Source organism: Desulfosporosinus shakirovi, assembly GCF_020595055.1.
In the GTDB taxonomy this organism is placed as follows: domain Bacteria; phylum Bacillota; class Desulfitobacteriia; order Desulfitobacteriales; family Desulfitobacteriaceae; genus Desulfosporosinus; species Desulfosporosinus shakirovi.
The window spans coordinates 1-12,167 of sequence record NZ_JAJDOO010000064.1; the positions used below are offsets into that span (position 1 = coordinate 1).

Here is a 12,167-nt window from a genome sequence, read left to right on the forward strand (position 1 = left end):
CGTTAACGGTGACACTGCCGGAAACAAAGCTGGTGCCTGCCGGAGGGGTATCCGTAAAGAGGACATTCAACAAGGGGACGTTGCCGGTATTGCTGATCACCGTCGTATAGGTCAGGATTTCTCCGGTGATAGCCGTGACCTTATCCACGCTCTTGACCATGTTGAGCAGAGTTACATTGACCTGAGTTGTGGCCGGGTTGCTTACTGCTGTGACGATTACCGGTGACTCCCCGAACTGGTACTCTACCAGGGAATTATTTGTGACCTGCGGCGGGACGGGCAGGGCCGATATGGTCACCTGAAAGCCTACGGTCACTGCTCCCCCGGGAGGCAGGACATCATTGGGAGGAGCCGCCGGGATACTGAAGCCCAAGGTAGGATCAAGTCCTGCTTGCGGTACCCCATTGATCGTGACGCTTCCCGGGACAAAGGCGGTGCCTGCCGGAGGAGCATCGAAGAAGAAGATATTATTGGCCTCAACATTGCCCTGATTGGTGATCACGGAGGTATAGGTCAGAGTATCTCCCACCGTGGCAAACCCCTGATCCACACTTTTGACGATCCCCAGCTCTCCCAGGATGACCTCAGTGACCACCGGATTGCTGGTCATTGTGCCATTTAACGGCGGCAAGTTCGGATCGATCTGATACTGATAATCGATGGTTGAAGTATTCGTTAAGACAGGAAGTGCCGGCGGCACAGGTACTACAGTTACAAGAACCTGAAAAACTACCGTAACGGTTGCTCCCACGGCAATATCTCCGACTGAGAATCCCGGAGGGGTCGGGTTGACTAAAGGCTGAGAGACACCGTTAACCGTGACACTGCCGGAGACAAAGCTCGTACCGGCCGGCGGAGTATCTGTGAAGATCACGTTCTGCAAGGGGATATTGCCGTTATTGGTAATCACGGTCGTGTACGTCAAGGTATCCCCGGTGATGGCCGTAGCCTGATCGACGCTCTTAAGCACGTTAACTGCGCTTACATTCACTTGAGTTGTGACCGGATTGCTGGGCGCTGTGACGATAATGGGCGACTCCCCGAACCGGTAGTTTACTAACGATTGATTGGTTAACAGCGGCGGGACCGGCAGAGAGGATATTGTCACCTGAAAGGTTACTGTCACTACTCCGCTCGGTGCCAGGACGTCATTGGGCGGACCAGCCGGGATACTGAAGCCCAGGGCAGGATCAAGCCCGGCCTGAGGCACTCCGTTGATCGTGACACTTCCCGGGACAAAGGCGGTGCCTAGCGGAGGGGCGTCCAGGAAAAAGATGTCACTGGCCTCGACATTCCCCTGATTGGTGATTACGGAGGTGTAGGTCAGGGTATCCCCTACCGTGGCGAAGGCCTGATCCACGCTTTTAACGACTCCCAGCTCTCCTAAGATAATCTCGGTAATAACCGGATTGCTGGTCATTGTGCCATTTAAGGGCGGTAAATTCGGATCGATCTCATATTGGTAATCGATGGTTGAGGTATTAATCAACTCCGGAAGTGTCGGCGGCACGGGCACGACGGTTACGAGAACTTGAAAGGTTACCGTAACGGCTGCTCCGCTGGGAATGTCTCCGATTGAAAATCCGGGGGGACTGGGATTCAGTAAGAGCTGTGGGACACCATTAACAGTTACGCTGCCGGGAACAAAACTTGAGCCTGCCGGTGGAGTGTCTGTGAAGATAACATTTAACAAGGGAATATTGCCGTTATTCGTGATCACAGTCGTGTAAGTTAAGATATCTCCCGTAATAGCCGTAGCCTGATCGACGCTCTTGACCACACTGACCGCAGCCACATTCACTTGGGTGGTGACAGGATTGCTGCTGGCTGTTTCTGTCACGGGAGGCTGTCCAGGGTCAATCTGGTACTGGAAGGTCGCCGTTGCCGTATTGATTAATTGGGCGGGTACAGGGAGTGAATTAACAATCACCTGGAACGTTACGGTGACAGTTGCTCCCGCTGCGAGGTCGCCGATATTAAACCCCACGCCGGGATCAACCCCGGGTTGAGCGACAGCGTTTACCGTCACACTGTTTGGCACAAACAGAGATCCTGCCGGAGGAATATCTTCAAAGAATACGTTACTGGCCAATACATCGCCTGTATTAGTAATGACCGTAGTATAGGTCAGGGTATCCCCGATGGTGGCGAACGCTTGATCCACACTTTTGACCATCGTCAGCTCAGCTGAATTTACCTGGGTTGTCACTTGGTTGGTGTTTGCCGAACCGCTCAGAATGGGCCCTCCGACGCTGCTTTGATACTCGTAGTTCAAGACTGCCTGATTGACGATCGGGTTAGGGATAGGCAAAGCCTGGATTATCACCTGGAAGGTAACGGTCGCTGAACCGCCTGTCGGAACGGTCCCGATATTTACGCCCAGATTGGGATCTGCCCCTAAAACAGGCACGCCATTTAGCGTAAAACTGCCGGGGACAAAGGCCGTGTCGGGGGGTTCAATATCTGTAAATATAACATTATTTGCATCAACCAGACTATTGTTGGGAATAACCACCGTATAGGTCAGGGTATCCCCTACCGCGGCAAAATCCTTATCTACGCTTTTGACCGGCTGCAGATTGGGAGCACTGACATCAATCTGGATGCCGATGGTGTTCGGCATATAAGCATCCCCACTCGTATTCAGTCGCAGCACAGCATCAGTTTGGTTGTTTATTAGATAAGGAGTGGCATCAACGTTGGTTATATCCCAGCCCTGGCGGCCTGCAACGATATTTGTCAAAGTAAAAGGATCTTGATTCCGGTCTCCGAATGTTCCGGTTGTGTCAAGATTGCCGGAATCGTTATTGATCTGAGAACCATAAAAGTTAGTAGCCGGGTTATTAGGTCCGGAAAGGATTCCCAGACTCCCCACTGTCGGTCCGAAAAGGGTTTGGTCACCGGCAATATTGGCATCCCCTTCCTGGGCGCTTAAGAGAATTCGACCGGCCACTGCACCTAGAGCCGGAGTAACGAATCCGCTGACCGGGATGTCCACGCTGGTACTTCCCTGAATTATTTCAGCTCCTACAAAAAGATTCATATCGCGGGCAGGCAAGCTGGGGTTTCCATAGACTACCGCCAAGGTCCAGCCGGCATTATTCGAGTCAAAGGTTGAGGCAAATGCTGGGTCAAGCAGCCCGGGAACCCCACCGGCAGAGTATGTCCCACTGCCTGCCGCTTGGACGAGACCGGTCACCTCGGCAGAACGCATGTAAAAGCCTATTGTAGTGGTTACTACGACAAAGGTGGGTTGATTTGCTGTCGCCGGGTCGGGAGCAATTATATTGCTTCCCAGCGGAGTGGTAAACGTAATCGAATCGTTGATTAATCCGCTGATATCCTGACTACCCGAGAGATAATTGCCTCCCCAAATGAGTTCAGCATACAGTATTGTACTGCCGGGGGGAATATTTAAGATTGCTTCAGAACTGTTATCCAAATAGTCTAAGGTTGTTCCGATGGGAAACGTTGGGACTTGTGTTCCCGAAAGCGTAACAAAGGCTCCGATGCTGCCTTGGGTTCCGGCCTGATTGACATTGATTAGTTGACTTAGGCCGAGTGTATTTCCCGTGAATGTCATTGCGCCATTCGTTATGGTTGAATATCTTGTGATAAAGGGCATATTTTTACAACTCCTTTTGTCAAGGCCATTTACTTTGTAACATACTATTTCCTGCAGCCAATAAATGTCACTCATATTCAGTGCTAAGCTGTAAATAATAGTTTATTTTAAACTTTGCCTTGTATCACAGATAATTCTAAGGACTAATAAATCTCATCTCTTCAAACCTCGCAGAAGTGTAGGCAAGCAAACCAAACACTGTGAGGTAGAAAAAGAATGGAGAACGCAAGCCCGAACCAAGGGAATGGCGGTTCCAAGCGGTGAACAGGAGGTTGAACGCTGGAGCACTCTGGATAAGTTTCTGATTGTGATGGAGACAGCCCTTCTTAGCGAAGTGGAACTAGCAGAGTATTGCCGAAGCAAAGGCCTTTATGTTGAACAGGTTCAAGCCTGGCGTGATGCCTGTATGCAGGCCAATGGTGGAGTTGCTCAGCAAGCCACACGTTTTCAAAAAGACTTACGTGAGTGAGAAGGATCGTGTGATTAAGGCTTTAGAACGAGAACTCCGACGTAAGGAAGCTGCTCTAGCGGAAATTGCCGCTTTATTGGTTCTAAGAAAAAAGATAAATGCGATATGGGGAGACGGCGAGGACGTTTGATCAGCGCCTCAGATCGCAAAAGGGCCATACTGCTGATTAAAGAAGCCACTCAGGCGGGCGCCCATGAAGAGATGGCTTGCAAAGAAATGGAAATCAGTTTGCGTACATTACAACGCTGGCGAAGTAATGCAAATCCACTGGAGGACCAACGGCCTTTTGCGGAACATCCTGTTCCTAGAAATAAGCTAACTGAAATGGGTTGATGCTCTGCTACGCAGCAACCATCTATATGCCACAAGGCAATAGGGAGAATGCGAACTAAGCATGAACCAGGATAATTCGAACACCATTTTTGCAACTTATTCCCATATGCTTTTGGGGATGAGAGGGTTTTTTGTTGCCTTTTTTGACCATAGATAATTGACTTATAACGTAGCCTAATTTCAATTTCAATTTCAATAGTTTCATAATGATCCCCCTGATTAATCTCTTTTTTAAAACAGTTAGCCATTTAACCAATTACAAGCCACCGCCTGTGAACGGTGGCTTGTTGTTTTCACTTATTGAAGCACAGAGCAATTAAATCACATCAAAAAGACTCATCTGATCACTTTCCGGAATTCCCTTAAAGCAGCTGAATTTGCGAAGTGAATCGATAGTAGCATTCCCGATCTTAGCCCGTTTCTTCACATCCTCTACAGAATTGAAGGGCTTTTCTTGGGCTGCGTTGTATAGACCTTCAGCGGCGACTGTTCCCATGCCGGATATGCTGTTGATGGGCGGCCTTATGCCCTCCTCCTCGAGGAGAAACTTTGTGGCATGGGATTTGTATAAATCAATGGGCAGGAATTTAAAGCCCCTTTCATACATTTCCAAAACCAATTCCAAGTCATCGTACATATCCTTATCCTTAGGGGTAGCAACATTACCCAGTTCCTCAATTTCCTTCATCTTGGCCTTCACCTTTTCTTTGCCGAAGATCATAAATTCAGCGTCAAAGGCCTTGGCCCGAATGGTGAAGTAAGCTGCGTAATAAGCCTGGGGTATGTGCACTTTAAACCAGGCTATGCGGAAGGCCATCATGACATAAGCTGCCGCATGAGCTTTAGGGAACATGTATTTTATCTTTCGGCAGGAATCGATATACCATTCCGGTACCTTATGCTCCCTCATTAAAGCTTCATATTCAGCCCATTTTTCCGGGTTCGATAAAGCCTTTCCTTTACGCACCAGCTCCATGATCTTAAAGGCCGTATTGGGCGGCAGACCTTTACTAATCAAATAAGTCATAATATCATCCCGGGTACACACGGCTTCACTTAGGGTCACGGTTCCCGCATCGATTAAGTCCTTGGCATTTCCCAGCCAGACATCCGTACCATGGGAAAGCCCGGATATACAAATTAAATCTGTGAAGGCTTTGGGCTTGGTATCTAAAAGCATTCCTCTGACGAACTTCGTGCCAAACTCAGGAATTCCAAAAGTTCCGACCTTAGAATTGATCTGCTCCGGGGTTACCTCTAAGGCTTCTGTGGAAGAGAAGATTGACATGGTCTCCTGATCATCCATAGGTATGGTTAGAGGGTCTACTCCGGTGATATCCTGAAGCATTCGGATGACCGTGGGGTCGTCATGACCCAGGATATCCAGCTTTAAGAGGTTTGAATCAATGGAGTGATAATCAAAATGGGTGGTTATGATCTCTGAATTGGAGTCATCCGCAGGATGCTGAACGGGGCAAAATTCAAAGATTTCTCGTCCCTTCGGTACGACGATGATACCTCCCGGGTGCTGCCCTGAGGTTCGTTTGATCCCTGTGCAGCCTTTGGAGACTCTCAGAGTTTCTGCCTTGTTTACGGTACGGCTTTTTTCCTCATAATACTTTTTCACGTAGCCAAAGGCTGTTTTTTCGGCGATAGTCCCGATAGTTCCGGCCTTAAAGGTTGTACCCTTGCCAAAGATAACCTCCGTATATTTATGGGCCTTGGCCTGATATTCTCCTGAGAAGTTTAAGTCAATATCCGGCTCTTTATCCCCATTGAAGCCTAAGAAGGTCTCGAAGGGGATATCGATGCCATCCTTAGCCAGCTTTTCTCCGCAAACCGGACACACCTTATCCGGCAAATCAAAGCCGATTTTAACCCCATAATCGGAGAAGTCCGAATACTGACAGCTGGAACACCGATAATGGGCCTGCAGGGCATTAACTTCCGTAATCCCCGTCATATAGGCAACCACCGAGGAACCCACCGATCCTCGCGAGCCTACCAGATAGCCGTCCTCATTGGATTTCCAGACCAGCTTTTGGGCAATGATATACATAACAGAGAAGCCATTTTTGATGATGGAATCCAGCTCTCGATCCAGCCTTTGCTGAACAATTTCCGGCAAGGGGTCTCCATAGAGGGCATGGGCCTTCTCATAGGTAATATCCTTAATGGTCTGCTCGCAACCTTCAATATGAGGCGGGCACTTCTCCGCTGAAATAGGACTGATGGGCTGGCACATATCGGCTATCAGATTGGTGTTGGTTACCACCACTTCATAGGCTTTTGCCGCTCCTAAATAGGAAAATTCCTCAAGCATTTCCTCGGTGGTTTTTAAATATAAGGGGGCCTGATTATCCGCATCCTTAAAGCCTTGACCCGCTTCCAGGATTCGCCTGTAGATCTCATCTTCCGGGTCCAGGAAGTGAACATCCCCGGTGGCGGCGACAGGCTTATTTAATTTTTTACCCAGAGCCACAATTTTGCGGTTGATTTCCTTTAAATAGTCTTTGTCCGGCACCTGCTCTGTTCTGACCAGATAATCATTGTTCCCCAAAGGCTGGATTTCCAGATAATCGTAGTCCTTAGCAATGGCTTCAATTTCTTCAGCGGATTTTCCCAGTAAAATTGCCTGGTAAAGCTCGCCTTCACTGCAGGCACTGCCTATGATTAAACCTTCAGAATATTTTTTATAGAGGCTCTTTAATATCCGCGGTTTTTTATAGAAATAATCTAAGTGGGAATAGGAAACCAGCTTATATAAATTCTTTAATCCCACATAGTCCTTGGCTAAGATAATGGCATGATAGGTTTTAAGCTTCTTATACTCCACCCTCTTAGCATCTTCATCGGAGCCATAGAGATCGATATCCTCAAGGGTTTCCGCTCCCCGTTGTTTCAGTTTTTCCAGCATGACCTTAAAAACTTTAACCGTGGTATCCACGTCATCTAAGGCCCTGTGAGCTACCTCCACCTTGAAGCCCAGATTCTTAGCGATTCTTCCTAATTTATAGGTTTTGTAATCCGGAAAGAGCTCCTTCGCCAAGGACAAGGTGTCCAAATAGGTGTAATCAAAGTCACAGCCTAAGACCCGGGCATTATGCTTTAAGAAACCCAGATCAAATTCAGCATTATGGGCCACCAAAACGCTTCCCTCAATAAAATCCAGCAATTTAGGAAAGACCTGGTCTATGGTTTCCGCATCTTTCACCATATCATCAGTTATGTTGGTAACCTCTATTACCCTTGTCGGTATGGGCTTTTCCGGATTAACAAAGCAGCTGAACTGGTCGATGACCTTGCCATCTTTGAGTTTCATGATTCCAATTTCAGTGATCTTTTCCGTTACAGCTGAGAAGCCGGTGGTTTCTAAGTCCAACACGCAATAAGTAGTATCAATACTCTGGCCCTTGGCGTTGGTTAGCGAGGACTTTTTATCCGGAGCCAAATAGGCTTCCACTCCATAGATAACCTTCATGTCCGGATTTTCCCGTCCTAAGAGCTTATGGGCCTCAGGAAAAGACTGTACTACGCCATGATCCGTAATGGCTATGGATTTCATACCCCAGCTCATCGCTCTTTTAATCAGATCCGTGGCACTGGTCATGGCATCCATCTGACTCATCTGGGTATGCATGTGCAGCTCGACCCGCTTTTCCTCTGCTCTATCCTGCCGCTGAGCCTTTTTCCAGCCTTGTGTTTCGACAATGGTATTGGCAATAAGCTCAATTTCCCCGGAAAACTGGCTAAAGCCGGCATTTCCAGCCAACTTGACTCCCTTAGCCTTTTTAAGCCTGGCTACTATCTCACCATCTTCATCGGGCTTGAGGAAGGACTTACAAGTCATGGAACTCGTGCCGTCATATAAATCAAAGGAAATTAAGGTTTTGCCGCTTCTTAATTCCTTGGCTTCGATATTGGATAGTTCACCCCGGATAGCGATCCTGCCTTCATCCGGCGTAATGTCTGTAATCTTAATGATCTTGTCCTTGATAGTCGCATTTCTGCCTAAAATCAGAGAAGGATCAGATTTTTTTCCGTCCCTTTCTCCGTTAATTACCGACTTTATTGGCCCACTTTCCTTAGGTATTTCTGAGGCATAATGGTTTGGTGTTCCAGTCGCTTCCTTTTGCAGAAGCAGAATTTCCATTTCTTGTGTATCTTCTTGCAGTCTCATTAATTCTTCGCTGCTGACATTATCCACAAAATTAATTTGATAGGTGACGTCGCAGAGGTCTTTGATGGCCTCTTGGATTTTTTTATCGTAACCCCTCGCTTTTAATAAGTAGGAAACTGCTGTTTTAAAGGTAAATCTAATAGTTTGATTTTTGATTATTTCATAGTCACAGTTTTTAAACGCTCCATTTAAGACCGGATGTTTATCGGCCAACCATGATAAAATATTTTCGAGTTCCTCTTCTAAAGGTTTTCTCTTAGTTCCCTCACTGTAAATGACGGTGATGATTGAATCCTCTAAGGCTAATCGTTCCCTGATAAACTGATTTAGGGATTCGATTTCTCTTAGTTCAATATATTGATCAGAGCTGATTTTCATTTCCAGGGTTTTGGTACTTTTAGTTAAGACCACTGCTTGTACAATAGCAGTATTGAGGTTACCCTCTGCTTCATAATCATCATAATCACTAAAAATTTCACTTATTCGTTTCATTTATTCGTCAGTCTTTCCTAAAAATTATTGCCGATAAAAAAACACACAGAACTAGGCGTTAAATAGTATCTTATCTAATCTTATCATCAAAGACCTTCCTCTGAAAAGGTAAATTTTTCAGAAGAAGGTCTTTGATGATAAACCTAATCACCTAACTCTTCTGGGCCTAGATATTCTCCTGCTTGAGGGCATGAATAATGTTTTCCTTTTTAACTTTGGAGGGCTGTAAAAATCTGATGGAAGTCCTTTACATCTGTTATATTTCTTAACTAATACACAATGAACTACTTCGATAATAGGAACAATGTAGTATAATGGATTATTGTCAATTTTGTTATATAGAAGAGAGAAATTATGAAAAAAAATGTATTGAAGGCCAATCTAGCCATGGTTGCTGTCATAATCATTTGGGGAATGTCTTATGTTAGCATTAAAGCAACTCTTATTGAAATCCCCCCTATCACAATGGCACTTGTCCGTTTTATGATTGCCTCCTTAATCCTCGGGCTGATTATCCGAAAAGTTGAGCCAAAGGCTAAACTAGATAAATCTGATCTGCCGAAAATGGTTTTAGGCGGGATTTTTGGCATCACCTTATATTTCATCCTTGAAAACATCGGAGTCAAATTTACCACAGCAACAAACGCTTCCCTAATCGTTTCCGTCGTTCCAATTATTACAATAACCTTAGATGTACTATTCTTCCACGGCAAGCTATCCTTAATAAAGCTACTGGGAGTTAGCATAGCCATAGGAGGGTCTTACCTTGCTGTTACCGCCAATGGTAGGGTTGAACTAAATTCCGCCCATTTTTTCGGGAATATTTTAATGATTGCTGCCATGGTGTCATGGGCATTTTTTACTTTGGTCAATAAGTCTCTTCAAAAAAAATATTCGGGATTATTTTTAACTACCTACCAAACGATCTTTGGAACCCTGTTATTTATTCCTTTGTCACTTTTCGAGTATAAAGAATGGAAACTGGTTTCGCTTATAGCCTTAGGTAATATTTTATTTCAGGCAATTTTTTGTTCATGTGTAGCCTACTTTTTGTATAACTATGCCTTGAAGCGTTTGGATGTGGCTCTAACAACCATCTATTTAAATCTGATCCCAGTTGTTGGAGTTCTCAGCGGTAACCTTATTCTCCAAGAACGTGTTTTGGCCATCCAGCTTGTCGGTGGATTAATAACACTTTTTGCCATCGTAATTATCAATTTTGAATTAGGAACTCCGCGAAAAAACTCCTCTGATAAAAAACTTGGTCGAAGAACTGGAACTTCTCAGTGAGGGAATCCTCGACACCATCTTCAATTCTTTGTCGCAAATAGTCGATTACAATGTCCAGCCATTTCTATGTGATCTGTAAAACAAGTTATAAATGGAACAACAACAACTAATCCAGATGAATTTGTCTCAGAAGTTTATCAATTCCCAGACACCCACTTCTGGTCTATAAGTGGGTGTTCCGATTTCAATTCAATATAGTAAACGATTATGTTCTCATAGCTTCCGTCGCCAAGCATATAACCCTGGGGGATGACTCCTAATCTATGAAATCCCATTTGCTCATAGAGATGAATCGCACCGACATTTGTACTAACCACCGCATTAAATTGCAATAACAAAAAACCAGATTCTCGCGCCACTTTCATGGAGTGACGCACCAGCTTTTCTCCGATATGATGTCCTCGATAATTTTCGCTAACAGCATAAGAAGCATTAGCAATATGTCCGCATCTTCCTATGTTGTTGGGGTGTAAAATGTATAACCCCAAAACCTGATTCTCCACTGCTGCCACTCCAGTAAAGGTTTGAGAATCAAAAAGAATTTTGGCCCCCTCTTCACTTAGTTGTTCTATTTGGGGAAATGCATTAGCCTCTTGAACGACATGATTCCAAATTTTCACCATTGAAGGTATATCGGTATCCTGATATTTTCGTAGGACTACTTTCATTTTCAACCTCTCCTTTGTAGATGAAGATTATTATTCCCTCATACAATTGTTCCTCTTCGAAGGTCTTTATCCTTCTTTTCCATAAAAGTTACCTTAGTACATTCAGGCGTTACCGACAGCGTTACTTTGCTTATTGACTACCTCAATAAGGGGATAATCCAAAAAGCCGAAAAAAATAGATAAGCAAAGTAAATAGAGCCCTGCGGTATGCCGGGGCTCCAAGTCTCCATTTCTAGGCTGATGCAAAATTCACCGTTCACCGCGATATCATTCTCTCATTAGTTAAATTTCCGAACAATAAATCAATTTCTCGAATTCCATTGATACTTATCAGCTGAGCAGCAATAAATTGATTTATTGAATTATCCTTTATTTATTCTTTATTCCTAATCCTCACCGGATGCCCGGATCGTCATGAAGGGCAAACCTTTGGATATTGAAAACCGTTCCCTGCGGATGAAATCAAAGCTGTTGGGCGAACCGTCCTGTCCTCCTTTGTAACCCCCAGGCCGGATAATCAAATCGGCCGTAGCCTCCCCTGTACCCGTACTGTTGGTGTTCAGGCTGTATTCCGTACGGTAGCCGAACTTGGCCTCCAGCACTTCGGCGGGGATGTTGTAGGTCTCGCCGTCACCGCTGCAGAATTGGGAGCTGTCGCCGTCCCGGTCAACGCCGACGCCCCAGCCGCCCAGGATTGGTCCCACATCCACAAAGGTTTCCCCTGTTACGGAATGCGTGCCTAAGAGTGAAAAGGCGCCAACCGTAAGGAAATGTCCCGCGGTCAGCCTTCCCTTTTCCACCACCGGGGCCATGGCCTGCCAAACCAAATCCAGGCAAACTGCATGGATTCATAATTGCAGGATACCGCCGCGGACCTTTGGGCGCTGAAGATACTGCATTCCTCCGCAATAATCTCCAGGGGCTCGAAGACACCGTCATTGATACCCTGTTCGGGACCGGTGCAGGCCAGACAGGATTTGGATCGGAATAAAATGTTTGGTCTAGCCTCAGATTGTGAAAAACCGGAGCATTATCGTAAAGTGTCTGCCCCTAAGTAGGGTTTGCTAAATTCTCATAAAAGCTAGATACCAGAAGGGTTTGAGGTCATGT

At 45.8% G+C, this 12,167-nt stretch carries 8 protein-coding genes; 3 read left to right on the plus strand and 5 right to left on the minus strand.

What is annotated here, in order from left to right:
- The coding region (locus LJE72_RS25235) for a DUF11 domain-containing protein (RefSeq protein WP_229250870.1) at positions 1-3,625 on the minus strand (3,625 nt) is incomplete at its 3' end.
- Positions 3,626-3,869: 244 nt separating this feature from the next.
- Here LJE72_RS25235 and LJE72_RS25240 point away from each other — a divergent pair.
- A complete protein-coding gene (locus LJE72_RS25240; protein WP_229250872.1) occupies positions 3,870-4,094 on the plus strand; it encodes a hypothetical protein in 225 nt (74 codons plus the stop codon).
- A gap of 105 nt (positions 4,095-4,199) precedes the next feature.
- Positions 4,200-4,427: a hypothetical protein gene (locus LJE72_RS25245; RefSeq protein WP_229250873.1), complete on the plus strand. Its 228-nt coding sequence runs from the start codon at positions 4,200-4,202 to the stop codon at positions 4,425-4,427.
- A 55-nt stretch (positions 4,428-4,482) separates the two neighbouring features.
- Here LJE72_RS25245 and LJE72_RS25250 read toward each other — a convergent pair whose 3' ends face one another.
- Together LJE72_RS25250 and polC are read right to left on the minus strand one after the other, a co-directional pair.
- A complete protein-coding gene (locus LJE72_RS25250) occupies positions 4,483-4,632 on the minus strand; it encodes a hypothetical protein (RefSeq protein ID WP_229250874.1) in 150 nt (49 codons plus the stop codon).
- A 111-nt stretch (positions 4,633-4,743) separates the two neighbouring features.
- The gene (polC, locus tag LJE72_RS25255) at positions 4,744-9,099 is read right to left on the minus strand and encodes a DNA polymerase III subunit alpha (RefSeq protein WP_229250876.1); all 4,356 of its coding nucleotides are present in this window, start codon (positions 9,097-9,099) and stop codon (positions 4,744-4,746) included.
- Between the two features lie 354 nt (positions 9,100-9,453).
- Here polC and LJE72_RS25260 point away from each other — a divergent pair, with 354 nt between their 5' ends.
- Positions 9,454-10,389: a DMT family transporter gene (locus LJE72_RS25260; RefSeq protein WP_229250877.1), complete on the plus strand. Its 936-nt coding sequence runs from the start codon at positions 9,454-9,456 to the stop codon at positions 10,387-10,389.
- Positions 10,390-10,526: 137 nt separating this feature from the next.
- Here LJE72_RS25260 and LJE72_RS25265 read toward each other — a convergent pair whose 3' ends face one another.
- Positions 10,527-11,057, minus strand: coding sequence for a GNAT family N-acetyltransferase (locus tag LJE72_RS25265; RefSeq protein WP_229250879.1), 531 nt, complete (start codon positions 11,055-11,057; stop codon positions 10,527-10,529).
- A gap of 386 nt (positions 11,058-11,443) precedes the next feature.
- A complete protein-coding gene (locus tag LJE72_RS25270; RefSeq protein WP_229250881.1) occupies positions 11,444-11,869 on the minus strand; it encodes a hydantoinase B/oxoprolinase family protein in 426 nt (141 codons plus the stop codon).
- Positions 11,870-12,167: the final 298 nt, after the last annotated feature.

What these genes read in the sequence shown, in the direction of transcription:
- LJE72_RS25240 (WP_229250872.1), top strand. Translation starts at nt 3,870, where the DNA reads ATGGCGGTTCCAAGCGGTGAACAGGAGGTTGAACGCTGGAGCACTCTG.
- LJE72_RS25245 (WP_229250873.1), top strand. Translation starts at nt 4,200, where the DNA reads ATGGGGAGACGGCGAGGACGTTTGATCAGCGCCTCAGATCGCAAAAGG.
- LJE72_RS25250 (WP_229250874.1), bottom strand. Translation starts at nt 4,632, where the DNA reads ATGAAACTATTGAAATTGAAATTGAAATTAGGCTACGTTATAAGTCAA.
- polC (WP_229250876.1), bottom strand. Translation starts at nt 9,099, where the DNA reads ATGAAACGAATAAGTGAAATTTTTAGTGATTATGATGATTATGAAGCA.
- LJE72_RS25260 (WP_229250877.1), top strand. Translation starts at nt 9,454, where the DNA reads ATGAAAAAAAATGTATTGAAGGCCAATCTAGCCATGGTTGCTGTCATA.
- LJE72_RS25265 (WP_229250879.1), bottom strand. Translation starts at nt 11,057, where the DNA reads ATGAAAGTAGTCCTACGAAAATATCAGGATACCGATATACCTTCAATG.
- LJE72_RS25270 (WP_229250881.1), bottom strand. Translation starts at nt 11,869, where the DNA reads ATGGCCCCGGTGGTGGAAAAGGGAAGGCTGACCGCGGGACATTTCCTT.